22 protein-coding genes are annotated in these 24,379 nt (G+C 72.1%); 18 read left to right on the top strand and 4 right to left on the bottom strand.

Annotated features, from left to right (window positions below; genetic code table 11):
* Nucleotides 1-247: 247 nt before the first annotated feature.
* Nucleotides 248-1,459, bottom strand: coding sequence for a pyridoxal phosphate-dependent aminotransferase (locus ACGFR7_RS24975; RefSeq protein ID WP_393323284.1), 1,212 nt, complete (start codon nt 1,457-1,459; stop codon nt 248-250).
* A gap of 115 nt (nt 1,460-1,574) precedes the next feature.
* Here ACGFR7_RS24975 and ACGFR7_RS24970 point away from each other — a divergent pair, with 115 nt between their 5' ends.
* The 5 genes from ACGFR7_RS24970 to ACGFR7_RS24950 all read left to right on the top strand — a co-directional run bounded on the left by ACGFR7_RS24970 (nt 1,575) and on the right by ACGFR7_RS24950 (nt 6,428).
* Nucleotides 1,575-2,285 (top strand): winged helix-turn-helix transcriptional regulator, encoded by a 711-nt coding sequence (locus ACGFR7_RS24970; RefSeq protein WP_393323281.1) that lies wholly within the window; start codon nt 1,575-1,577, stop codon nt 2,283-2,285.
* Complete coding sequence (locus tag ACGFR7_RS24965) at nt 2,282-2,764, top strand: hypothetical protein (protein WP_393323279.1); 483 nt, start codon at nt 2,282-2,284, stop codon at nt 2,762-2,764. Before ACGFR7_RS24970 ends, ACGFR7_RS24965 begins: the two co-directional genes overlap by 4 nt.
* A 309-nt stretch (nt 2,765-3,073) precedes the next feature.
* Nucleotides 3,074-4,072, top strand: coding sequence for an NADPH:quinone oxidoreductase family protein (locus ACGFR7_RS24960; RefSeq protein ID WP_393323276.1), 999 nt, complete (start codon nt 3,074-3,076; stop codon nt 4,070-4,072).
* Nucleotides 4,069-5,271: an acyl-CoA dehydrogenase family protein gene (locus ACGFR7_RS24955; protein WP_393323273.1), complete on the top strand. Its 1,203-nt coding sequence runs from the start codon at nt 4,069-4,071 to the stop codon at nt 5,269-5,271. The genes ACGFR7_RS24960 and ACGFR7_RS24955 overlap by 4 nt, the downstream gene beginning before the upstream one ends.
* Nucleotides 5,268-6,428 (top strand): acyl-CoA dehydrogenase family protein, encoded by a 1,161-nt coding sequence (locus tag ACGFR7_RS24950; protein WP_393323271.1) that lies wholly within the window; start codon nt 5,268-5,270, stop codon nt 6,426-6,428. Before ACGFR7_RS24955 ends, ACGFR7_RS24950 begins: the two co-directional genes overlap by 4 nt.
* A 37-nt stretch (nt 6,429-6,465) precedes the next feature.
* Here the strand turns inward: ACGFR7_RS24950 and ACGFR7_RS24945 are convergent, their stop codons facing one another.
* Nucleotides 6,466-7,026, bottom strand: coding sequence for a hypothetical protein (locus ACGFR7_RS24945; protein ID WP_393323268.1), 561 nt, complete (start codon nt 7,024-7,026; stop codon nt 6,466-6,468).
* Between the two features lie 203 nt (nt 7,027-7,229).
* On the opposite strand from ACGFR7_RS24945, the gene ACGFR7_RS24940 reads away from it, so the two are divergent.
* Complete coding sequence (locus ACGFR7_RS24940; RefSeq protein WP_393323265.1) at nt 7,230-8,597, top strand: hypothetical protein; 1,368 nt, start codon at nt 7,230-7,232, stop codon at nt 8,595-8,597.
* A gap of 64 nt (nt 8,598-8,661) precedes the next feature.
* Here the strand turns inward: ACGFR7_RS24940 and ACGFR7_RS24935 are convergent, their stop codons facing one another.
* Complete coding sequence (locus ACGFR7_RS24935; protein ID WP_393323262.1) at nt 8,662-9,204, bottom strand: cell wall hydrolase; 543 nt, start codon at nt 9,202-9,204, stop codon at nt 8,662-8,664.
* Between the two features lie 102 nt (nt 9,205-9,306).
* Here ACGFR7_RS24935 and ACGFR7_RS24930 point away from each other — a divergent pair, with 102 nt between their 5' ends.
* From ACGFR7_RS24930 to ACGFR7_RS24880, 11 genes are all read left to right on the top strand, one after another.
* Nucleotides 9,307-10,536, top strand: coding sequence for a S1 family peptidase (locus ACGFR7_RS24930; protein WP_393323259.1), 1,230 nt, complete (start codon nt 9,307-9,309; stop codon nt 10,534-10,536).
* Nucleotides 10,537-10,843: 307 nt separating this feature from the next.
* On the top strand, nt 10,844-11,269 hold the full coding sequence (locus tag ACGFR7_RS24925; protein WP_393323539.1) for an acyl-CoA thioesterase: 426 nt from the start codon (nt 10,844-10,846) through the stop codon (nt 11,267-11,269).
* 103 nt (nt 11,270-11,372) lie between these two features.
* Nucleotides 11,373-12,278 carry a LysR family transcriptional regulator gene (locus ACGFR7_RS24920; RefSeq protein WP_393323536.1) on the top strand — a complete coding sequence of 302 codons (906 nt, stop codon included), beginning with the start codon at nt 11,373-11,375 and terminating at the stop codon, nt 12,276-12,278.
* A 146-nt stretch (nt 12,279-12,424) separates the two neighbouring features.
* On the top strand, nt 12,425-13,594 hold the full coding sequence (locus tag ACGFR7_RS24915; protein WP_393323257.1) for a CaiB/BaiF CoA transferase family protein: 1,170 nt from the start codon (nt 12,425-12,427) through the stop codon (nt 13,592-13,594).
* Nucleotides 13,595-13,663: 69 nt separating this feature from the next.
* A complete protein-coding gene (locus ACGFR7_RS24910; protein ID WP_393323254.1) occupies nt 13,664-14,530 on the top strand; it encodes a crotonase/enoyl-CoA hydratase family protein in 867 nt (288 codons plus the stop codon).
* An 11-nt stretch (nt 14,531-14,541) separates the two neighbouring features.
* On the top strand, nt 14,542-15,279 hold the full coding sequence (locus ACGFR7_RS24905) for an acetoacetate decarboxylase (protein ID WP_393323252.1): 738 nt from the start codon (nt 14,542-14,544) through the stop codon (nt 15,277-15,279).
* A gap of 27 nt (nt 15,280-15,306) precedes the next feature.
* The gene (locus ACGFR7_RS24900) at nt 15,307-16,278 is read left to right on the top strand and encodes a 3-hydroxyacyl-CoA dehydrogenase NAD-binding domain-containing protein (RefSeq protein ID WP_393323250.1); all 972 of its coding nucleotides are present in this window, start codon (nt 15,307-15,309) and stop codon (nt 16,276-16,278) included.
* A complete protein-coding gene (locus tag ACGFR7_RS24895) occupies nt 16,275-17,645 on the top strand; it encodes an acyl-CoA dehydrogenase family protein (protein ID WP_393323248.1) in 1,371 nt (456 codons plus the stop codon). The genes ACGFR7_RS24900 and ACGFR7_RS24895 overlap by 4 nt, the downstream gene beginning before the upstream one ends.
* A gap of 327 nt (nt 17,646-17,972) precedes the next feature.
* Nucleotides 17,973-19,994: a LodA/GoxA family CTQ-dependent oxidase gene (locus tag ACGFR7_RS24890; protein ID WP_393323244.1), complete on the top strand. Its 2,022-nt coding sequence runs from the start codon at nt 17,973-17,975 to the stop codon at nt 19,992-19,994.
* Nucleotides 19,991-21,139, top strand: a complete 1,149-nt coding sequence (locus ACGFR7_RS24885; protein WP_393323241.1) for an NAD(P)/FAD-dependent oxidoreductase — start codon at nt 19,991-19,993, stop codon at nt 21,137-21,139. The genes ACGFR7_RS24890 and ACGFR7_RS24885 overlap by 4 nt, the downstream gene beginning before the upstream one ends.
* Nucleotides 21,136-21,855: a hypothetical protein gene (locus ACGFR7_RS24880; RefSeq protein ID WP_393323238.1), complete on the top strand. Its 720-nt coding sequence runs from the start codon at nt 21,136-21,138 to the stop codon at nt 21,853-21,855. The genes ACGFR7_RS24885 and ACGFR7_RS24880 overlap by 4 nt, the downstream gene beginning before the upstream one ends.
* 94 nt (nt 21,856-21,949) lie before the next feature.
* Here ACGFR7_RS24880 and ACGFR7_RS24875 read toward each other — a convergent pair whose 3' ends face one another.
* Nucleotides 21,950-22,732, bottom strand: coding sequence for a DeoR/GlpR family DNA-binding transcription regulator (locus ACGFR7_RS24875; protein WP_393323235.1), 783 nt, complete (start codon nt 22,730-22,732; stop codon nt 21,950-21,952).
* 320 nt (nt 22,733-23,052) lie between these two features.
* On the opposite strand from ACGFR7_RS24875, the gene ACGFR7_RS24870 reads away from it, so the two are divergent.
* On the top strand, nt 23,053-24,378 hold the full coding sequence (locus tag ACGFR7_RS24870) for an MFS transporter (protein WP_393323233.1): 1,326 nt from the start codon (nt 23,053-23,055) through the stop codon (nt 24,376-24,378).
* The last annotated feature ends 1 nt before the right edge of the window (nt 24,379 follow it).

The raw sequence follows: 24,379 nt of genomic DNA, 5'->3' as shown, positions 1-24,379 counted from the left end.
GGCGGGACGGGCTTTCACGGGGCGAGCGGGTCGTCCGGGCCGGGAGACCCCCGGACGGAGCCGCGGCGCCCTCCCGGCGCCAGGGCGGCCTCCTGGCCCGCCGCGGCGGCCGGTGACCGGACCGGCGGACGCAGGACGGGGGCGCCAGGGGCGTACGGCCGTTCGAGTGAGTGCCGGGAGGGGGGTGTTCTGCCGTGACGGCGGTCCGGCACGTCCGCCGCCCGGTGTCACCGGCCACGGCCCGCTGTCACTGGCGATAGCCCGCCAGGAAGCGCCCGATCCGGCTGATCGCGGCGTCGAGGTCATCGGCGTGCGGGAGGGTGAGGATGCGGAAGTGGTCGGGGTAGGGCCAGTTGAAACCGGTTCCCTGGACGACCTGGATCTTCTCCCGCAGAAGGAGGTCGAGGACGAACTTCTCGTCGTCGTGGATCTTGTGGACGGCGGGATCGAGGCGGGGGAAGGCGTAGAGCGCGCCCTTGGGCTTGACGCAGGAGACGCCCGGGATCTCGTTCAGCCGCTCCCAGGCCCGGTCGCGCTGCTCGCGCAGCCGGCCGCCCGGCAGTACCAGGTCCTCGATGCTCTGCCGTCCGCCGAGTGCGGCCTGGATGGCGTACTGGGCGGGCGCGTTCGGGCACAGCCGCATGGACGCGAGGGTGCCCAGGCCCTCCAGGTAGTCGGCGGCGTGCTGCTTGGGGCCGGAGACCACCAGCCAGCCGGAGCGGAAGCCGGCCACGCGGTAGGACTTGGACAGCCCGCTGAAGGTGAGGCAGACCAGGTCGGGGGCGAGCACCGCGGCGTGGTGGTGGACCTCGCCGTCGTACAGGATCCGGTCGTAGATCTCATCGGCGAAGACCATCAGGCCGTGGCGGCGGGCGAGGTCGAGCATGCCCTCCAGCAGCTCACGGGGGTAGACCGCGCCGGTCGGGTTGTTCGGGTTGATGATGACCAGGGCCCGGGTCCGGTCGGTGATCTTCGAGGCGAGGTCGTCGAGGTCCGGCAGCCAGTCCGCCGACTCGTCGCAGAGGTAGTGCACGGCCTTGCCGCCCGCGAGGGTGGTGACCGCCGTCCACAGCGGGAAGTCGGGGGCCGGGATGAGGACTTCGTCGCCGTCGTCGAGCAGCGCCTGCACCGCCATCGAGACGAGTTCGGAGACGCCGTTGCCGAGGTAGACGTCGTCCACGTCGACGTCCGGCAGCCCGCTTCGCTGGTAGCGCTGGGCCACCGCGCGGCGGGCGGAGAGGATGCCCTGGGACTCCGTGTAGCCGTGCGCGCGGGAGAGGTTGCGCACCATGTCCTGCAGGATCTCGTCCGGGCACTCGAAGCCGAACAGCGCCGGATTTCCGGTGTTCAGCCGCAGCACGCTGTGGCCGGCCTCCTCCAGTGCGTCCGCGTGCTCGATCACCGGCCCGCGGATCTCGTAGCAGACGTCGGCCATCTTGCTGGACTGCTTGAACTGCATGCGGTGGCCTCCCGGTCCCTCGCTCACCGCGCGGCGCGGCAGCACTTCGATACACCGTACTTGGTTTTACCAAGTGGGGACTTGGAAAGTCCAACCTCTGTCTATGCTGGGTGTCATGCCGCGCCGAAGTTATGACCAGTACTGCGCCGTTGCCCGAGCCCTGGACGCCGTGGGCGACCGCTGGACGCTCCTGATCGTCCGGGAGCTGCTGGGCGGCTCCCGGCGCTACACCGATCTGCACGCCGATCTGCCGGGCGTCAGCACCGACATGCTCGCCTCCCGCCTCAAGGACATGGAGCGGGACGGCCTGGTCACCCGCCGCCGGCTCGCCCCGCCCGGCGCCGCCTTCGTCTACGAACTCACCCTCCGCGGCCGCGCGCTGCTGCCCGCGCTGACCGCCCTCGCCGACTGGGGCGCTCCCGCCCTCGACGAGAAGCGCCCGACGGACGCGGTGCGGGCCCACTGGTTCGCGGTGCCCCTGGTCGCCCGGCTCGCCCGGCACTTCGCGGAGGGCGTCGAGGTGGTCGGTATCGCCCTCGACGAGGGCGAGTTCCATGTCGTCCTCGGGGGCGGGGGAGCGGGGGCCGGCGGCCCGCGTCGCGGCGGTCCGGACGGCGGGTCCGGCTCCGCGGACGGCGGTCCCGGCTATGCGGAAGGTCCCGCCGAGCGCCCCGATGTCCGGCTGCGGATGGACACCGCGACCTGCGCCGAGATCGCGTACGATCGCCTCTCCCTCGCGCAGGGAATCGACTCCGGCCGGATCGTGGTCACGTGGCCCGAGAGGTCCGGCGAACGGCGGCGGCGGAAGAGGACGGCAACGGCATGACGACGCGCCCCCTGGCGGTCTTCGACCTGGACGGCACGCTCGCCGACGCCGGGCACCGGCAGCATCTGCTGCAGCGCACCCCGCGCGATTGGAAGGCCTTCTTCGCGGCCGCCACCGAGGACCCTCCGCTCGCCGAAGGGGTGGCCCTGGCCCTGCGCAGCACCGAGGACTGCGAGGTCGTCTATCTGACCGGCCGTCCGGAGCGCTGCCGCCGCGACACGCTGGCCTGGCTCGCCCGGCACGGGCTGCCCGAGGGCCGGTTGTGGATGCGCCCCGAAAGCGACCGGCGCCCGGCCCGGCACACCAAGCTGGAGATCCTGCGCCGGATCGCCCGCGGCCGCGAGGTCCGCCACGTCGTCGACGATGACGAGCTCGTCTGCGACGCCTGCGAGAAGGCCGGCTTCCCGGTGGTACGCGCCCGGTGGGCCACCCCGTCCGAGACCCTGCGCGACGCCCAGCAGCGGGCCGGGCGGACCTGAGCTTCCTCGGGCGCCGGGCCCGGTCGGAGCTGAGCCTCTTCGTGTGCCGGGCCCGGGCGGACCGGCCTGCCCCCGCGCCCCAGCGCCGCGGCGAGGAGGCGGGTGGCCGCAGGCCGCCTCGGGCCGTCGAGCCCTGCGCTGCCCGGAAACGTCGGCATGCCGGGGGAGGCACCGGGGGCGCCGGGGACCGTCGCCGCGATGTGGCGGAGACTGTTCCCAGGAGGATACCGACCGCTTAGTATGTCGCTGGCGAGGGCGCCGGCGCGCCCTCCGCCCCACCCGCGTATCCAAGGTCTGTGGAGGCACCAGGTGAAGGCATGGCGCGTACACGCGAACGGCGAGCCGCGTGAAGTGATGCGGCTGGAGGAGGTGCCGGACCCGCAGCCGGGGCCGGGTCAGCTGCTGCTGCGGGTGCGGGCCGCCAACGTCAACTTCCCCGACGCCCTGCTGTGCCGCGGCCAGTACCAGGTCCGGCCGCCGCTGCCGTTCACCCCCGGCGTGGAGATCTGCGGCGAGGTGATCGCCGCGGGGGAGGGGGCGACCGGTGAGGTGGGGACGCGGGTGCTGGCCCAGCCGCCGCTGCCCGACGGCGGCTTCGCCGAACTCGCCGTCGTCGACGCGGCGGCGGTCCGCCCGGCCCCCGAGGCGCTGGACGACGCCGAGGCCGCCGCACTGCACATCGGCTACCAGACCGGCTGGTTCGGGCTGCACCGCCGGGCCCGGCTCCAGGCGGGCGAGACCCTGCTCGTGCACGCCGCCGCCGGGGGCGTCGGCAGCGCCGCGGTACAGCTCGGCAAGGCCGCCGGCGCGCGGGTCATCGGTGTCGTGGGCGGCGAGGACAAGGCCCGCACCGCCCGCGAGCTGGGCTGCGATGTCGTCCTCGACCGGCGCCACGACGACATCATCGGCGCCGTGAAGGAAGCCACCGGCGGCCGCGGCGCGGATGTGGTCTACGACCCGGTGGGCGGCGAGGCCTACGCCAAGTCCGTCAAGTGCATCGCCTTCGAGGGCCGGATCATCGTCGTCGGCTTCGCCGGCGGCGCCATCCCCACCCCGGCCCTCAACCACGCGCTGGTGAAGAACTACGCGATCCTGGGCCTGCACTGGGGCCTCTACAACACCAAGGACCCGGCCGCGGTCGACGCCTGCCACGAGGAGCTGGCCAAGCTCGCCGCGCAGGGCGCCGTCAAGCCGCTCATCGGCGGCAGGTTCCTCCTGGAGGACGCCGCCGAAGCCGTCCAGCGGGTCGCCGACGGTACGTCCACCGGCCGGCTCGTCATCCTGCCCGCGTCCGAGGAGACCCGATGACCGACGCCGAAGACCTGCGCCGGCGCACCGCCGAGCTGCTTGCCGCACACCCGCCCGCCGGGACCGGACGGCTGGACTTCCTGCGCGCCCGCTTCGACGCCGGACTGGCCTGGGTCCACTACCCCGAGGGCCTTGGCGGGCTGGACGCGCCACGCTCCCTGCAGGCGGTCGTGGACGCGGAGCTGGCGGCCGCCGGCGCCCCCGACAACGACCCCGGCCGCATCGGCATCGGCCTCGGCATGGCCGCGCCCACCATCCTGCGCTTCGGCACCGACGAGCAGAAGAGGCGTCTGCTGCGCCCGCTGTGGACCGGCGAGGAGGTGTGGTGCCAGCTGTTCAGCGAGCCCGGCGCCGGCTCCGACCTCGCGGCCCTGGCGACCCGCGCGGTCCGGGACGGCGGGGGCGACGCCGGGAGCCCGGGCGACTGGATCGTGGACGGCCAGAAGGTCTGGACCTCCAGCGCCCACCTGGCCCGCTGGGCGATCCTGATCGCCCGCACCGACCCCGGCCTGCCCAAGCACCGCGGCATCAGCTACTTCATCTGCGACATGACCGACCCCGGGGTCGAGGTGCGTCCGCTGCGGCAGATCACCGGCGAGGCCGAGTTCAACGAGGTCTTCCTCACCGGCGTCCGCATTCCCGACGCCCACCGCCTCGGCGAGGTCGGCGAGGGCTGGAAGGTCGCCCAGACCACGCTGATGAACGAGCGGGTCGCCATCGGCGGCTCCCGCATCCCCCGCGAGGGCGGCATGATCGGCGTGGCCGCCGCCGACTGGCGCGCGCGGCCCGCCCTGCGCACCCACGATCTGCACCAGCGGCTGCTGACGCTGTGGGTCGAGGCCGAGGTCGCCCGGCTTACGGGCGAACGGCTGCGCCAGCAGCTGACCAAGGGCCAGCCCGGCCCCGAGGGCAGCGGAATGAAGCTGGCCTTCGCCCGGCTCGCCCAGGAGATCAGCGGCTGGGAGGTGGAATTCCTCGCCGAGGACGGGCTGACCTACGACGACTGGACGATGCGCCGCCCCGACGGGGTCGACTTCACCGGCCGCGAGGCCGGCTACCGCTATCTGCGCGCCAAGGGCAACTCCATCGAAGGAGGCACCTCGGAAGTGCTGCTCAACATCGTCGCCGAACGTGTGCTGGGGCTGCCGCCCGAGCCGCGCACCGACAAGGACGTCGCGTGGAAGGACCTCCCCCGATGAACGACGGGACACCCCTGACCGGCACCCCGGCGCCCGACCCCGACCTCCTCTACTCCCAGGAGGAGGACGCGCTGCGCGATGCCGTGCGGTCGCTGTTCGCCGACCGCAGCGATCCGGCCACCGTGCTCGCCGGCCTGGAGTCGAAGGCCCCCTACGACACCGGCCTGTGGCGGGCGCTCGCCACGGACATCGGCGCCGCGGGGCTGCTGGTGCCCGAAAAGCTCGGCGGAGCGGGCGCGAGCGCCCGCGAGGCCGCCGTGGTGCTGGAGGAGATCGGCCGCTGTGTCGCGCCCGTCCCGTATCTGACCAGCGCGGTCATCGCGGTGACCGCCCTGCTCGGCTGCGACCACGGCCAGGAGGCAGTGGCCGCGCCGCTCGCCGCGCTCGCCGGGGGCGGCACCGTCGGTGTGCTCGCCGTCCCGCTGCCCACCGCTCCGGGCGGGCCGGCCACACCCGCCGTACGGGCCACGGCGGACGGTGCCCTGACCGGCCGGGTGACCTCGGTCGCCGACGCCGCGGGCGCCTCACTCCTCCTGGTCCCGGCCGAGGGCCCCGACGGCCCGGCCCTCTACGCGGTCGAGGCCGCGGCGGACGGCGTCCGCACCGATCCCGTCACCCCGCTCGACCTCACCCGCCCCCTGGGGCACCTCACCTTCGACGGTGCCCACGGACGGCTCCTGGCGACCGGGGACCGGGCCCGCACCGCCGTCGCAGGCGCCCTGCTCACCGGTGCCGGGCTGCTGGCCTCGGAACAACTGGGCGTCGCCGAGTGGTGCCTGGCCGAAACCGTGCGCCACACCGCCGAGCGCACCCAGTTCGGCCGCCCCGTAGGCTCGTTCCAGGCGCTCAAGCACCGGATGGCCGCGCTCTGGCTGGAGGTGGCGTCGGCCCGTGCCGCCGCCCGCAATGCCGCGGACGCACTGGCCACCGGCAGCGCCGATGCTCCGGTGGCGGTGGCCGTGGCCCAGGCGTACTGCGCGCCAGTGGCGGTGCGCGCCGCCCAGGAGTGCATCCAGCTGCACGGCGGCATCGGTATGACCTGGGAACACCCGGCCCATCTGTTCCTCAAGCGGGCCAAGAGCGATGAGCTCGCCCTGGGATCGCCGGGGCGGCACCGGGAGGCCCTGGCGGGGCTGGTCGCTCTCGACGCCCCGTAAGCCATCTCCTGTCGAATGACCGGCCGCCGGCGGCCGGTCATTCGGTGATGGCGAAGGTCCGGCTGACGGCGCCTACCGCGCCGTCACCGGCGGTGGACACCTCCAGGACGTAGCGGGGGCCCGGCGGCACCTTGGGCAGTGTCACGAGCGCCTCACCGGTCGGTCCGGCTTCCGCCCGGGGCACCACCAGGGCCACCCGCTGCGACCGGCCGTGCCCCGTCGCCGCCCGCAGCCAGACGTCCACCTCCTCGCCCGTGCTGTTCTTCCAGGCCGCCGTGAAGCTGCCGTTCGCCTTGAAGTCGACACCGGGCTCCGGTGCGGTCACCTCGATCCGCCCCGTCGGCGGCGAGGCGAAGTCCTCGGACTCCTCGGGGGCTTCGGGTCCGGCGCCGGCGGCGGTGGTGTTGAGGGCGGAGGTGGCGGCCCGCGCGGCCGAGCCCGCATGGCCGGACGCGGCGGCCGCCCGGCTGCCGGCCGGGGGCCGGCTCTTGCCGGCTTCCGGCCGCGACGGCGTCAGCGAGATCACCAGCATGCATCCGACGGCGGTGGCGGCGACGGCGACGGCCAGATTGGTGGCCATCGAGGTGGCCCTGCACATCGTCTCCTCGTTTCCTCGGGGGAGTGGCGAGCCGGAACATCCCCGGCACTTTGATCATCAAAAACGACGCGCGGAGCGATCACCTGGATGGACATCCCCGGCGCGACAGCCGTCGGTGGACGGCGGAGAATCCCCCGGTGCGGGCCGAATCGACCCCGGCACCGGTGATGTCTGGAAAGTGCGGTTCAGGTAGCGTCGAGTTCATGAAGACCGCAACACGTCGTGCGCTGATCGGACCGGTTCTGCTGCTGATGGCCGCACTGCTGGTGGTGGCCGCCGCACTGGCACCGGGAGCCCGTGCCGCCGGCGGGCTCGACGAGGCCGCGGCAGCCCTCAAGAAGGGCCCGGTCTACGTGGATCCCCGTGCTTCGGGTCAGTTCTCCTCGGCCCAGGCGGATGCGCTGGCCAAGAAGATCAAGGACGCGAACAAGCCGGTCTTCGTCGCCGTGCTGCCACGGGCCGCCGAGTACCAGCCCAGCACGCTGCTGAGGGACCTCCGCACCAAGACCGGCATCAGCGGCGTCTACGCCGTCGAGCTCGGCGACGGCTTCAACGCCGGTGCCGACCCGCGGGTGATGCCGCACAGCGCGGTGCAGAACCTCGTCGGGTCCGTCAAGCGCTCCCACTACCCGAGCGTCAACGCCCGGCTGAACAGCTTCGTCGACACCGCGATCACCTCGGCGCACGGCCAGGCGCCCGCCTCCTGGGGCGACTCCGGCGGCACCGGCTTCGACACCGGCACCGCGATCGGCCTCGGTGTGTTGGTGGTCGTCGGCGGTGGCGGCGCGTACGCCCTCGCCCGCCGCAACCGCAGGAGGCGGGCGGAGGAGGAGCGGGCGGCGCTGGAGGACCTGCGGGTCGTCGTCGACGAGGACATCACCGCCTTCGGCGAGGAGCTGGACCGGCTCGACTTCCACCCCGGCGAGCCCGGTGCCGACGACGCGATGCGCGCGGACTACAGCCATGCGCTGGACGCGTACGAGAACGCCAAGTCGTCGATGGCGGCAGCCGGGCACCCCGGCGAGGTACAGGCCGTGACCAAGGCCCTGGAGGACGGCCGGTTCTCGCTGGCCACCCTTGCCGCGCGACGCGAGGGCAAGCCGCTGCCCGAGCGCCGGCTGCCCTGCTTCTTCGATCCGCGCCACGGCCCGTCCGTCGTCGACGTCGCCTGGGCCCCCGCGGGCGGTGCCGAGCGCACCGTGCCGGTCTGCGCCGCGGACAAGAGCCGCCTGGACGACGGCCGGGAGCCGCTGGCCCGTACGGTCCGGACCCCGAACGGCGACCGCCCCTACTGGGACGCGGGCCCGGCCTACGGCCCCTGGGCGGGCGGCTACTTCGGTGGCGGCCTGCTGCCCGGACTCCTGGTGGGCACGCTGCTGGGCAACATGATGTGGTCGACCGACGCCTATGGCGCCGGCTTCGGCGGCCCCACGGGTGCCGAGGGCGGCGACTCCTCCGGAGCCGACTTCAACTCCGACGACTTCGGCGGCGGCTTCGGTGACGGCGGCGGTTTCGGTGACGGCGGAGGCTTCGGCGGCGGAGGCGACGGGGGCTTCGGCGGCGGTTTCTGAGCCCGGGGCGCCTCCCGCGCCGCCGCCTCAAGGCGCTCACCGCCCCGCCGCACCCGCCGGGCGCTCAGTGCTCTGTCGTGCTCACCGCCCGCTTGGCGCCGAGGAACCGTCCGTAGCGCGGGCGCGCCGCGAAGTCCGCATAGCGCCATACGGCGGGTTCGCCGACCTCCCGGCACAGGTGCAGGACCTGGTCGGGCCCCAGGTGTACGCCCACATGCGCGCCGTACCCCGGTGGCCGGCCGTCGAGCGGACCGGAGTCGAACAGCACCAGATCCAGCGGTTGCGGAGGGGCGGCCCGCCGTGTTGCGTGCTCGTCCGCCCAGAGTTCCGCCGAGCGTAACGGCGGTACCGGCAGGCCGAAGTGGCGCAGCACGGCATAGGCGTAGCGCTGGCAGTTCGCGCCCCCGGCCAGGTCGGCGAAGGGCTCGGGGGCGGCGCCGCCAGGTGCGTCGGCCGCCCTCGCCGGAGCGTATGACGGGCATTCAGGTGTCGGCGCTCCCGGATGGCGGGCGCCCGAGTAGGTCACCTTCCGCAGGGCCCGGGGAAGCTGCCGGAGCGCTACCGTGCCACCGGAGGCGGGGATTTGACGGCCGGGGTCGTACCTCACCCGGTCATGATGCAGGGGATCTCCCTCGTGCCGCACGCCCCGGTGTCGAGCAGGCTCGACGAATCGGATCCGACGTGCACTCGACACCGCGAGGAGACCCCGATGGAACGCCGCTTTCGCAAGGCAGCTCTCTGGGGCGCGACCGTCGCCGCCGTCATGGCGGCCGCCGGCCCGCTCGGCCCGGCGCATGCCGTGCCGCGGCCCGACCCGTCGCCCCGGCCCTCGCCGCGCGCCATGCTCGATGCGATGCGCCGGGACCTCGGGCTGACGGCACAGCAGGTGCGCACCCGGCTCGCCCAGGAGTCCGAGGCGCACCGTGCCGCGGCCACCGTGCGCCAGGCGCTCACCGCACCGCCCGCCGGGATGTGGTTCGACAAGACGAACGGCAAGCTCGTCGTCGCGGTCACCGGTGCCGCCGATGCGCAGCGGGTACGTGCCGTCGGGGCGGTGCCCAAAACGGTGCCGCACAGCCGGGCCACGCTCACCGCACTGGTGCAGCAGATCAACCGGAAGGCCGGCAAGAACGTACCGGGCGTCACGGGGTGGGGCGTGGACGAGCGCGCCAACGGCGTCGTGGTCCGTGTCGACCACACCAAGCGCACCGCCCGCACCGATGCCTTCGAGGAGGACGTCCGCGGTCTCGGGGCGCGCGCGAAGATCCCCGTCACCTTCGAACGCGGCGACCGCAGACCACGCCAGCAGGGCGGCTCGGTGGTGGGCGGCGAGCGGTGGATGCCCGGCAGCGAGGGCATCTGCTCGATCGGCTTCTCGGTGACCGGGCCGGACGGCTTCCAGGGATTCCTGACGGCCGGTCACTGCACCCTCAGCGCCGACCAGGCCGCGTACGGCAAGGACGGCACCCGCATGGGGATCTCCAATGAGGGCGGCAATCACAGCGTCAATGACCGTGAGGGCGACTTCGGGCTGGTGGGGGTCGACCAGCCGGGCTGGCTCGTCAGCTCGTACGTGGCGGGCCAGGGCGGTACGCCGGTCGCCGTCACCGGTTCCCAGGAGGGACTGGTGGGCATGTCGATCTGCCGCTCCGGGCAGAGCAGCGGCTGGCACTGCGGGGAGATCACCCGGACCGACCAGACCGTGGACTACGGCAATACGGTCATCGACGGCCTTTCGTTCACCAACGCCTGCTCGGCGCCCGGCGATTCGGGCGGTTCATACGTCACCCAGCCCAATGCCCCGATGGCGATCGGCATGCACTCCGGCGGCGGCGCCGCCACCTGCGGCAACTTCGGCGGTGCCACCGTCACCATCTTCCAGCCTGTCGGGGAGCCGCTGGCCAAGTGGAACCTGAGACTGAAGACAGGCAGCCCGTGACGGACGGCCCGTGACGGACGGCCCGTGACGGACGGCCCGTGACGACAGCTCTTGACGGCCGGTGCCCGACGCGCTCGGTGTCCGCCGGCCCCCGGCGCCTACGATGAGAGGCCGGTGGCCAGGAGGCCCGGGTGCGCCCGAGCGGCGGATCGCAGGTACGGGTACGGGGACGGGAGAGATCGTGGTGGGAGCGGCACAGGCGTCGGACAGGGGAACCGGTACGGACGCGGGATCCGGTACGGGCACGGAGACCGGTGCGGACGCGGCAACCCGTACGGATGCGGAAACCGCCGGTGCGGACGCGGTCGTGCCGTTCGCCGTCCCGGTCACCGTGCGCGGCTACGAAACGGACACCCAGGGCCATCTCAACCAGAGCGTCTATCTGCAGTACGCCGAGCACGCCCGCTGGTCGCTGCTGCAGGCGAGCGGCATCCGCCAGAGCACGATGGTGGAGCGGCGGGTCGGCCCGGTGACCGTCGAGACCACCATCCGCTATCGGCGCGAGCTGCGGGCCGGTGACGAGGTCGAGGTGAGCTGCGCCTTCGTCTGGGGCGAGGGCAAGACCTTCCGGATCGAGCAGACCGTCCGCAAGGCGGACGGCACGGTCGCCGCCGAGGTGAGCGCGGTCTGCGGGCTGCTCGACCTCACCGAGCGCAAGCTCCTCAAGGATCCGCGCGCGGCCTTCCGTGACCTGGCCGACGACCCCTCGCTGCTCGGTCTCGCCGACGGCTGACGAGCGCTGCCGGGCCGGCCGAGGGTGCTCCGGGGTGCTCGGGGATGCCGCCGCGGTCCGCGAAGTGCGGCGCTTTACCCCCGGGTAGTGTGGGCGTGTGGACATGCTGCACTTGCGCTACTTCGTGGCGGTCGCCGAAGAGTTGAATTTCTCCCAGGCGGCACGCAAGCTGCACATGGCGGCGTCTCCGCTGAGTCAGCGGATCAAGGACCTCGAGCGTGAGCTGCACCAGACGCTCTTCGACCGCACCACCCATCACGTCGAGCTGACACCCGCCGGTGCCGCGTTGCTGCCGATGGCGCGCGATGTGCTCGACCGCGTCAACTCCATTCCCTGGCGGCTGCGTGAGGCGGTCCGTCCGCAGCGCGCCACCCTGCTCATCGGGATGCCCTCCGGGGTGCACCCCGGCCTCCGTGCCCGGGTCCGGGAACTGGAGGAGGCCTGCGGGGAGACCTACGAGCTCAAGCGCTGGCCCGGCCGCTCCAACAGCCTCGCCGAGGCGGTCCGCGACGGGCGGCTGGCTCTCGCGCTGGCCCGGCTGCCGGTCGCGGACCCCGCGCTCGGGATCATCGAGGTCATGCGCGAACGGCTCGGGGCGGCGGTTCCCGCCGACCGGTTCGAGGGCCGGGAGTCGGTCACCCTGGACGAGCTGAAGCAATTCCCCTATGTGGCCACGGCCCCCGAGTCCAGGCCCGCGTATTTCGATGAAATCGATGCCCGGCTGAATTCCGCGGGGCTGAAGAAAAGAATTCGCATCAATAGCTCCGATTATGCCGGAACCTCTGAACTGGTATCCGGCGGCCTGGCGTTCTCGATGACGATGCTTTCTCCGGAAAGCCCGATGCATCTTTACCGGCTGGAGAACGTGAAGGTGCTGCCGGTGCTGGACTTCCAGCCCGAACTGGTCACCGGCCTGCTCTTCCGTACGGACCGGGCCGAACCCGGCGGCGACCTCGAAGAGCTCGTCACCGCGGCCCGGCGCATCTTCGCCGAGGAGCTTTTCGCCTGATCCGCGGGCACCGGCAATCCGACGAGAAGGGTATGACCGCTGTGGTCATACCCTTCTTCGTTTCTTGATCGTTCTCATTCTGCGGCATCTCGCCTAACGTCGAAAGCGGAAACATTCGCAGTACAGCTACTTCCGCAGGAGCGACAATGGACGCCACGACCGAAAGCGCCAACGGCCCGCTGGACGGCGTACGGGTGATCGATCTGTCCACGGTGGTGATGGGTCCCTACGCCGCCCAGATTCTCGGGGACCTCGGCGCCGACGTCATCAAGATCGAGTCGCCGTCGGACACCGTACGGTCGGGCCGGTACCGGACCACGCCCGGGATGACACCGCTCAATCTGAACGTCAACCGCAACAAGCGCAGCGTCTCCCTGAACCTCAAGGACGAAGCCGACCGCGAGCGCGCCGTGGCGCTCATCGGCACGGCCGACGTGCTGATCACCAATATGCGCCCCGGCGCCCTGACCCGGCTCGGCCTGACCTACGCCGACCTCGCCGAGCGCCACCCCGGCCTGGTCTACGCCCACGCCCAGGGCTTCCGCAGCGACTCCGACCGGGCCGGTCACGCCGCGTACGACGAAACGGTGCAGGCGTCCTCCGGGCTGGTGGACGTGGCCCACCGCGCGCTGGGCCGGCCCGTCTACCTGCCGACGATCATCGGCGACAAGGTCGCCGCGCTGACCATCGTCTACGCGGTGCTCGCCGCGCTGGTGCACCGCGACCGCACGGGGCGCGGCCAGCACGTCGAGGTCCCCATGACGGACACCCTCCTCGCCTTCAACCTCGTCGAGCACCTGTCCGGCCACGTCTACGAGCCGGCGGAAGGCTCCACCGGCTTCTCGCTGTCGATGAAGCGCGGCCACCGGGCCGTCCCCACGGCCGACGGGCTCGCCTGCATCGTGCCGTACTCCCCGCAGAACTACCGCGACTTCTTCGCCGCGGCCGGCCGCCCCGACCTCGCCGAGGACCCCCGGGTGGCGGGCCCGGCCATCGAGGACGACGACGTCGACCCGCTGCTGGAACTGGTGGCCGGGTGCGCGCCGGTCCTGACCACCCAGGAGTGGGAGGAGATCTGCGCCAAGCACAGCATCCCCATGGCGCCCGTGCTGGAACTGGATCACGCGGCCGACGATCCGTACGTCCGTGACGGTCACCTCCTCGACCTGGTCGAGCACCCGAGTGAGGGCCCGATCCGTTCGGTCGGCATCCCCGTGCGCTACTCCGCCACGCCGGGCTCGGTCCGGCGGCTCGCCCCGCTGCCCGGGCAGCACACCGGCGAGGTCTTCGACGAGCTCGCCGCGAACCGGCACTGACGATTCGTCAGTACGTCACGCCGCACCCTCCCCGCGCCACACCCCGACGACCACCGAAGGACCCGGGTCATGCCCAGCACACCGGACACCACTCCTGCCTCCGCTTCCACCCCTGCCGCCGCCGCTACTCCTGCCTCCGCTTCCACCCCTGCTCCCGCCGGCCCCTCGGACCCCACTCCCGATGTCCGCACCGAGAGGATCGGCACCACCCTCCTCATCACCCTCGACCGGCCCCGCGCCCGTAACGCGGTCAACGCCAACGTAGCTCTCCAACTTGCCCATGCAATCGATGAGTTGGAGGGCGATCCCGCCCTGCGGACCGGTGTCCTCACCGGCGCGGGGGGCACCTTCAGTGCCGGAATGGACCTCAAGGCCGCGCTGGCCGGTGAATCACCCGAGATCCCGGGACGTGGCTTCGGCGGACTGACCGAGACCGTGACGGCCAAGCCGCTGATCGCCGCCGTCGAGGGCTGGGCCATGGGCGGCGGCTTCGAACTCGCCCTGGCCTGCGACCTCATCGTCACCGCCGACGACGCCCGGTTCGGTCTGCCGGAGGTCAAGCGCGGCCTCATCGCGGCCGGCGGCGGGGCGATCCGGCTGCCGAAGCGGATCCCCTACCACCTGGCCATGGAACTGCTGCTGACCGGAGAGCCGGTCTCCGGCGAGCGGGCCGGGCTGCTCGGTATCGCCAACCGGGTGGTACCCGCAGGTGAAACGGTCACCACCGCACTGGAGTTGGCCGCACTGCTCGCGGCGAACGCGCCCCTCGCCCTCGCCGCCGTGAAGAAGATCGTCCACGCCGCCGACGGCAGGCCCCAGCAGGCCGCGTTCGCCGCCCAGCGCGACGAGATGGCCGCGCTCGCCGCATCGGCCGACGTAAGGGAAGGCATGACGGCCTTCGCCGAGCGCCGTGCCCCCGTATGGCAGGGAAAGTAGGAGCAGCACCCATGAAGCAGAGCGACGTTCTCCGGCACCATGCCACCCCCCTGCTCAACCCGGCCTATCCGCCCGTCATCCCCCGCTTCACCCACCGCGAGTACCTCAACATCGTCTACCGCACGGACCACGACGCCCTACGGGCGGTGGTACCCGAGCCGTTGGAGATCGACGAGCCGCTGGTCCGCTTCGAGGTGATGCGGATGGGCGATGTCACCGGATACGGGCCGTACACCGAATCCGGGCAGGCCATCCCGGTGCGCCTCCACGGCGAACGGGGCGAGTACCTGCACGCCATGTACCTCGACAACTTCGCGGCGACGGCCTCCGGGCGCGAGGCGAGCGCCTACCCCAAGACGATCGGATCGCCCGCCCTCTACGTGGACCACGGCGCGCTCGTCGGCGTCCTCGACTACGGCACGGTCCGGGTGGCGACCGCCACCATGGGCTACAAGCACCACGAGCTGGACCCCGGCGAGGCGGCCGCACAGATCACCGTGCCCACCTTCATGCTCAAGCTGGTCCCGGGCTACGACGGAGCGCCGCAGGTGGCCCAGTTGGTCCGCACCGAGATCAGCGACGTGGTGGTCAAGGGCGCCTGGACCGGCCCCGCCCGGCTGCAGCTGCAGGCGCATGCGCTGGCCCCGCTGGCCGATCTCCCGGTCCGCGAGATCGTCTCGGCGAGCCATCTCCTCACCGACCTCACCCTGGCACCGGTCGAGCCGGTGCACGACTACCTCGCGCGCTGAAACCGCGCACCGAAGGAAGCAGCTGCCATGAGCACCACCCACCCCACCGCGCACACCGTGGCCGTGATCGGCGCCGGGACCATCGGACTCTCCTGGGCCGCCCTGTTCGCCGGGCACGGACTGCAGGTGCAGGTCACCGACCCGCGGCCCGACCTCGCCGAGGCCGTGGACGCGGCGCTGGCCGAGGCCGCCCCGCAACTGGCCCGGCAGGGCCTGGACGCCGACGGCCTGGCCGGCCGTGTCCACCTGGCCGGCGATGTCACCGAGGCCGTGCGGCACGCCGATGTGGTCCAGGAGAACGGCCCGGAGAACACCGCCTTCAAGCGGGAGCTCTTCGCGCAACTGGTCCGTGAATCCCCGTGCCACGCACTCCTGTTGAGCTCCTCGTCGGCGATCCCCTCCACCGCGTTCACCGACGGGCTCGACGACGCCGGGCGCATCCTGATCGGCCATCCGTTCAATCCGCCGCACCTCGTGCCGCTGGTGGAGGTGGTGCCCGGCCGGCGCACCCGCGAGGACTCCGTCACCCGGGCGGTGGAGTTCTACCGCTCGGTCGGCCGGGTCCCGGTGGTGGAGCGCAAGGAGATCCCCGGCTTCGTCGGCAACCGCCTGCAGAACGCCCTCAGCCGCGAGGCGATCCACCTGGTGGAACAGGGCGTGGTCGGCCCCGCCGAGCTCGACGCGATCATGGTGAACTCGCTGGGGCTGCGCTGGTCGACGGTGGGTCCCTTCCTCGGCGCCCACCTGGGCGGCGGCCCCGGCGGCTACCGGCACATGGCCGAGCACATCGGCCCGTCGATGCAGCGGATGTGGGACTCCCTCGGCCGCCCCGAGCACGGCCCCGAACAGACCGAACGGCTCATCAGGGCCGTGGAGGACGCGTACGGCTCCCGCTCGTACCGCGACCTCAGCCAGGAGCGCGACCGCAAGCAGCTCGCGGTCCTCGGCGCCCTGGAGAACGCCACCGCCCACGAGCAGAACGAGGAGACCCGGTCATGACCGCCACCGACGCCGAGACCGCACCGACCGCCACTCGCCCCGAGACCGCCCTGTCCGACGGCCACCCCGAGACCGCCCTGTCCGACGGCCACCCCGAGACCGCCCTGTCCGACGGCCACCCCGAGACCGCCCTGTCCGACGGCCACCCCGGGCCCGCCCTGTCCGACGGCCACCCCGGGCCCGCCCTGACCGACGGCCTCACCGCCGACTTCTACGGCTACGAGAACCTGCTGCCCGACGACGAGCGCAAACTCCTCCTCCAGGCCCGCGACTTCATGCGGACCGAGGTGAAGCCGCTGGTCAACAATGCCTGGGCCAAGGGGGAGTTCCCCCGCGAACTGATCGACAGGTTCCGCGGGCTGGGCCTCGCCGGCGTCCCGTACGAGGGGTACGGCGATCCGCTGCCCGCCGGGAGCAACCTGCTGGTCGGCATGCTCGCGATGGAGTACACCCGCACCGACGCCTCGTCCGCGACCTTCTTCGGCGTCCACAACGGACTGGCCATGTACAGCATCTACCGCGGTGGCGACCAGGAGCAGCGCGACCGCTGGCTGCCGGCGATGGCCGCCCTCGACGCGATCGGTGCCTTCGCCATGACCGAACCCCTCGGCGGCTCCGATGTGGCGGGTGGTATGCGCACCACCGCCCGGCGGGCCGGCGACCACTGGATCCTCAACGGCGCCAAGCGCTGGATCGGCAACGGAACCTTCGCCGACCTGGTCATCGTCTGGGCCCGCGACGAGGCCGACGACAAGGTCAAGGGCTTCGTCGTGGAGCGGGGCACCCCCGGCTTCTCGGCCACCAGGATCGAGAACAAGACCGCCTTCCGGATCGTCGAGAACGCGGACCTCACCCTGACCGACGTCCGGGTCCCGGAGGCCAACCGTCTCCAGCGGGTCGACTCCTTCCGCGATGTCGCGGAGATCCTGCGCGCCACCCGCAGCGGCGTCGCCTGGCAGGCCCTCGGCGTCATGATCGGCGCCTATGAGCTCGCGCTCGCCTACGCCAAGGAGCGCCGGCAGTTCGGCCGCCCGATCGCCCGCTCCCAGTTGGTGCAGGACCTCCTCGTCAAGAGCCTCGGCAACATCACCGCCTGCTGGGGGATGCTGGTCCAGCTGGCCCGCCTCCAGGACGCCGGCATCTTCCGCGACGAACACTCCTCGCTGGCCAAGGCCTTCGTCACCGCCCGGATGCGGGAAGTCGTCGCCTGGAGCCGGGAGATATTCGGGGGCAACGGCATCGTTCTGGACTACGACGTGGCCCGCTTCTTCGCCGACGCCGAGGCCATCTACTCCTTCGAGGGCACCCGCGAGATGAACACCCTCATCGTGGGCAAGGCCATCACCGGCGAGAGCGCCTTCGTCTGACCGTTCCCTGGCCGTCGCTGACCGCCGTCACCGCCCTGACCGCCCCCGGCCCTTGCCGCGCCACGCGGCTGCGGGCGGCGATCCCCCTGCCGCGCCCGGTGCTCCGGCACCACCGGGCGCGGCTTTCGGCCGGGTGCGCCCTTCCCGCCCGTCCGGCGACCGGCGCCGCGGTCCGTGAGCAAGCCGGAAGCTGCTCGGCGTGCCGGCCTCTCGAAAGGGTGAATTCGTGCACCCATTGCGACGCCTCGACGGCACCGCACGAACGACGGCGATCCTACGTTTGAGGCCTTGGGGGCCATCCTCGCCCGCCCAGTGAAAGGCTCCTCGATGGACACACGGATCGCACAGGTGAAGATCCACCCTGCTATAGGCATAGCCCGGGTCGGCAACAGCGACAGACAGCCCTTCATCGGCCCGGAATCCCCCGACCAGCCCCCGCTGCCGCCCGGCTCCTACAAGGACGGCTCGGGGAAGATCATCCGGCAGGCCGCCCGCTTCCGGATCTACGGCTACAACCAGGCGGGCGAGGCCGTCCGGGAGCTGACGCTGGACGACGAGGACGTCACCGAGATCACGTGGTCGGTGCACCTGGCCAACAAGAAGGCCGCCTGGTACCAGTTCCACATCCCGCTCGACATCCCCGAGGCCACCGGACTGCCGGACAGCCAGCGGACCCGGCGCAACCCCGGCGTCAGGGGAGCGGAGCGCAAGAAGCTCGTCATCGACCCCGGCCGCCAGACCGTCCGCGCCTCCCGGCACGAGACCGCCACCTTCGCCGGAAAGATCATGACCAGGGCGGTCGCCCTGGGCTCGATCGCCACCCAGACGGACGGACGCCTGCTGGTCGTCGGCGGTGCCGGGAAGTCCGCCTCCTACGCCACCCCCGAACAGCCGATCTCGGGCGTCGCCAACAACGACACCTGGTACGACGACGTCTCCGACGGCCCGGTGACGGCGGAGGTCACCATCGGGGGCGTCACGAAGACCGCGACCCCGGCCTGGGCCGTGGTCGCCCCGCCGCACTACGCGCCCGGCGTGAAGACCGTCCGCACCCTCTACGACGTGCTCCACGACGTGTTCGTCACCGAGCACACACTCCCGGTCGAGCAGCAGGTGTCCTATCCCGACCACATCGAACCGATCCTGCGGCGGTTCTGCGACCTGCAGTGGGTCAACCACGGCTTCGCCACCCAGTTCGGCTGGGACGGCCCGAACCACTTCCTCGACCCGGCCCTGCGCAAGCGGCTCGCCGACCCGGGCGAGGCCAGTCGGGAACTCCGCCGCCAGGTCTACGTCCAGATGCGTGACTACGACCGGGACGGCACGTCCCCGCTGCCCTGGCCCTGGCTCTACGGCGATGCCATGTCCGGCGGCAAGCCCACCTCCGTCCGGCAGCACATCACGCTCTCCGCCGCCCAGGACCGGATGCTGGCCCTGTGGGCCGACGGCCGCTTCACCACCGGCCCGCCCCGCACCGGCTTCCCGGACGTGGACCAGGCTCCGCCCGCCGACCAGCCGCACCTGCTGGACCGGGCCGCGCTGGAGAACTGCGCCGCCGACGCCTTCCACCCCGGCTGCGAGGTCACCTGGCCGATGCGGCACAAGACCCTGTACTCCGAGCCGTTCCGCATCCTGCACCGCGGCCCGGAGAACCCGGAACGCGACTACGGCGAGGTACTCACCCTCCAGGACGCCCTGGGCAAGAACGGCCCGCTCTTCGCGCAGGGACCGGGTGACCTCACCCGCTGGATGGCCGCCCCCTGGCAGTGCGACACGGCCAGCTGCCGTTCCGGCTACCAGGTGCAGTCGGGTCTCGGCCCCCGCTACAGCCCCTATCTGCCCACCTTCTGGCCCGCCCAGATACCCAACCATGTGCTCAAGCAGTCGGACTTCGCCGTCGTCAACACCCCGCCGACCGGCTCCGACGACAGCGCCAGGGAGAAGGCCTTCGAGAACCGCGCGGTGTGGCTGCGCGGCCTGAAGGACACCAACTTCAATGTTCAGCGCCGGCAGATGATCGACGACTGGTTCAAGTTCGGCATCATCGAGCCGCACGAATACACCGTCGGCGACGCAAAGTTCCCCCGCTACCTCCAGGTGGAGTCCGAGCCCGGATATCCGCCGGCCGCCGACCACGCCAACCTCATCAACATCCAGGTGCCCGAGGCGGGTGTGCCCCAACGGGCCGGCGCGGCCGATGCCTGGACCGGGGAGGTCCCGGCCGAGACCGTCGAGTCCATGCTCGTGGACCAGGCGGTCCAGGAGATCAAGGAGGCGACCGGCCGGGACGAGGTGGAGATCGCCGCCGGGTACCTGGAGAAGCTCGATCCCTTCCACGGCGCGCAGTGAGCCCCGTCCCGGGCTACGACGTGGTGGTCGCCGGCGGCGGCCCGGCCGGCTGCGCCGCCGCGCTCGCCCTCGTACAGGCCGGCCGCAGCGTCCTGCTGGCCGACGCGGGCACCGGCCCGCCCAAGGCGGGTGAGGCACTGGTGTCCGTGGGGCGGCTGCTCCTGGCCGACCTCGGCATCGAGGAGCCGGTCCTCGGCAGCGGCCATCTGCCCTGCCACGGCAACCTGTCCGCCTGGGGCTCGGCCGAACTGCACGCCGTGGACTCCATCGACGACCCGTACGGCCACGGCTGGCACCTCGACCGGCCGCTCTTCGACGGGCGGCTGCGCGATGCCGCCCGCGCGGGGGGTGCCGAGGTCGCCGAGCACACCGGCGTACGGTGCCCCTCCCGGCAGCCGGACGGCACCTGGCGGCTCGCCCTGCGCGATCGTGCCGGCGGCCGGGAGCGGACGGTCCGCTGCCGCTGGGTGGTGGACGCCACCGGACGGGGCGCCGCGATCGCCGTCCGCTCCGGTGCCCGGCGGCGCACCGGGGACCGGCTCACCGCCTTCCACCTCACCCTCGACCCGGCCCCGCAGGCCACCACCGACGGCCGTTCGCTGGTCGAGTCCGACCAGGACGGCTGGTGGTACACCGCCCTGCTGCCCTCCCGGCACCGGCTGGTCGCCTACTTCACCGACCCCGACCTGCCCGCCGCCGCCGCGCGCGGCGCCGAGCGGTTTCACGACCGCCTGCTGGCCACCCGGCACATCTCCCGCCGGGCCCGCCCGCACGGCCTCACCGTCCTGCAGCCGCCCCGCCGAGCCCCCGCGCACAGCGCACATCTGGACCGGGTGCACGGCGACGGCTGGACCGCCGCCGGAGACGCGGCGGCCGCTTTCGACCCGCTCAGCTCCCAGGGCATCCTCACCGCCCTCTACAGCGGGCTGAGCGCGGGCCGGGCGGTCCACGGCCGGCTGCACGGCGACCCGGCGGCGCTGCCCGACTACGCGGCGAAGGTCGCCACGGCCCGCGCCGCCTACCAGCACGGCCACCGGGCCGTGCACGCACTGGAAACCCGCTGGGCCGACCGCCCCTTCTGGGCCCGGCGACAGCGGCACACCCGACCGAACCCCCACCCGACGAAAGGCGAAACCCCAGCATGAACACCACACCCGGACCCGACCACGACGGACACGAGCACATCCACCGCTTCCTGCTGCTGGGCAAGAAGAAGCTGTTCTTCTACCACCTGGCGCTGTACAACCCCCAGTCCGGCCACAACTACCAGGCGGTGTTCACCTTCACCATCAAGGACAACGGTGAACTGCGGGAGATGTACCTGAAGGATCTGGCGCAGCACGAGAGCGAGCGGGTCTTCTACTCCCTGCGCTGTCCGCACCACTTCGAGCTCCCGGAGCTGCAGCAGGGCAAGGAGTTCCGCGTCCACCTGGAGCGGGTCGTCGTGAAGCCGGACGGCAGCCGCGACTTCCAGCAGATGACGACCACCGAGACCCCGGTGGAGTGCAAGAGGGAAGACGTCCTCTCCTTCCGCAAGCTCGGACAGCTGCCCTACCCGGAATACCTCACCTACCTGATCTTCGGTGAGGACGACGAGATCCACCTCGCCCACCAGCTCGCGGAACGCCCGCACTGGGACGAGGCCGTGACCATCAGCACCGCGACACCGATCGACCGGGCGACGCTCAAGAAGGTCCCGACCCTCGTCATCGACTCGATCCAGGACGCTCACGACAAGCTGATCGAGAGCCCCCTGAAGAAGGGCCAGCAGTACCAGGGCAAGATCGACGGAACCGGTCCGACGGTCGACTTCACCGTCGGCCGCCAGGCCTGGTGGAACCACACCAGCCTCAACAGCTGACCCCCCGGCACCCTTTCGTTCGTCCTCGCCTCCCCCGGCCCGGGCCGCGACGACGTCGTGGCCCGGGCCGTCGGGGCCGGTGGCAACTCCCGTATCAGCCCCGGGCCGGCACCACCAACACCTCGGTGCCGGCCGTCCGTACGTCCCGTACCTGGTCCGGCGGGAGTCCGTCGTCGACGATCAGGAGGTCGAAGTCGGTCAGGGGGGCCAGTGCGTAGAGGCCGCCCTTGGTGAACTTGGTGTGGTCGGCGACCAGGATGCGGCGGCCGGCGCTTTCCATCATGGCTCGCTTGACCTGCACGGTCTCCGGTGAGGTGTGGTAGCAGCGGCCGTTGGTGACGGCCGTGGTGGACATGAACAGCACATCGGCGCGGAAGGCCCGTACCGCCTCCGCGGTGTGCGGGCCCATGAAGGCGTCATACGCCGGGAAGTACGCACCGCCCAGTGTGATCAGTGAGATGCCGGGCTCCTTGGCGAGGGTGGTGACGGCGGGCAGGGAGTTGGTGATCACCGTCAGCGGGGTGTGCCCGGCGACCTGGTGGGCCAGCAGCAGACATGTCGTGCTGTCGTCGAGCAGCACCGACTGCCCGGGGACCAGCAGGGTGGCGGCGGCCCGCGCCAGTTGCTGCTTGGTCTGCGCCATGGTGGCCATCCGCTCCGCGACGCTGCCGTGGAACTGCGCCGACGGCAGCCCCGTCGCGCCCCCGCGGACCTTGCGCAGCCAGCCCTGCGCCTGCAGGGCGTCCAGATCGCGGTGTGCGGTCATCAGGCTGACGCCGAACTGTTCGGCGAGGTCCGCGGTGCGGACGAAACCGCGGGCGATGACGGCGTCCCGCATCCGGCGGCGCCGTTCCTCCTGGGCCTCGGCCCGGTCCATCGCTCCGCTCCCTTCCGGATTCCTTGCGGCGGAGCCCGTACGGCGGGGTGGGGGCCGCCCCTGCGCCGCGCCGCCACCGCGCCGCACCGGGCTTCACCCGCACCGGCTCCGCCGCGTGAATTCGCCGCGTTATGTTCGCACGGACTTCACATGGCGCGCGCGGCGAAGGCAGCGGCCACATGCGGGTTCCGCTACGACACAACATGGCAGGTCGCGGCCCCGATGCGAAGATTCCGGCGGCCATTGACGCCCGTTTGCGCCCGGCGGTTCCATCGCTGCGTTCACCCCTCCTGCCCCGCCGCCGCAGAAAGGGAGCTTCGATGACGAACTCTCCTCCGCGTTCGCTGATCACACGCATGGGTATCCCGCCGACCCTCGCCCGGGGATACCTCGGACTCCTCCTCTTCATGATCGGAGACGGGGTCGAGTCCGGCTATCTGTCGCCCTACCTCGCCGGCCAGGGCATCCCCGAGCCCCGGGTCGCGCTGCTGTTCACCGTCTACGGGATCGCGGCGGGCCTCGCCGCCTGGCTCTCCGGCGTGCTCTCCGAGCTGTGGGGGCCGCGCCGCGTCATGTGGGCCGGCCTGGGCATCTGGGGCGCCTTCCAGCTGCTCTTCCTGCTGGCAGCCATTCCGCTGACCAGCTACCCGATGATGATGCTCGCCTACGGGCTGCGCGGACTGGGGTATCCGCTGTTCGCCTACGGGTTCCTCGTCTGGGTCGCCGGAGTGACGCCGCGCGCCCGGCTCGGTACGGCGATGGGGTGGTTCTGGTTCGCCTTCACCGGCGGCCTGCCCACGCTCGGCTCGCTGGTGGCCGGCGGGCTCATCCCGCACATCGGTGCCTACGCCACGCTGTGGGCCGCGCTGGTGCTGGTGGCCGTGGGCGGGCTGATCGCGCTGCTGCTGGTACGGGACGACCACGGCGCACGGCGGCCCCGCGGGGCGGGGGAGGGACCGGTGGCCACCCTGGTCGGCAGCGTGACGATCCTGTGGCGCGACCCCCGGGTCGGGGCCGGCTCGGTGGTCCGGGTGATCAATACGGCCTCGCAGTTCGGCTTCTTCGTGATCATGCCGATCCATTTCACCCGGACCGTCGGCTTCAGCCTCACCCAGTGGCTGCATCTGCTCAGCGCCATGTTCGCCACCAACATCTTCGCCAACCTGCTGTTCGGTGTGGTCGGCGACCGGTTCGGCTGGCGGCGCACCATCGCCTGGTTCGGCGGTGCGGGCTGCACGCTCAGCACCCTGCTGCTCTTCTACGTCCCGGACGCGGCGGGCCCGAACTTTCCGCTCGCCCTCCTGGTAGCCGCCTTCTACGGCGCTACGCTGGCAGGTTATGTACCGCTTTCGGCGCTGGTGCCCACCCTGGAGCCGAAGCGCCAGGGGCAGGCGCTGGCCGCCCTCAACCTGGGCGCGGGAGCCAGCACCTTCGTCGGCCCGGCCGTCGTCGCGGCCTTCGTCGGACCGCTCGGCGTCGAAGGGGTGGTCTGGATCTTCGCGGGGATGTACGCCGTGAGCTGTGTGCTCGCTCATTTCCTGAAGCTGCCGGACGAGCCGGGTGCGGCCAAGGCGCGCGACGCCGCCGTACTGCGCGGCGATGCGCCGGAGGACACCGCGGCCGGCGCCGCCCCCTCCCCGGCGTGAG

The organism is Streptomyces sp. NPDC048516 (assembly GCF_043199875.1).
Lineage (GTDB): Bacteria > Actinomycetota > Actinomycetes > Streptomycetales > Streptomycetaceae > Streptomyces.
This window is presented reverse-complemented; position numbering and strand designations above follow the sequence as displayed.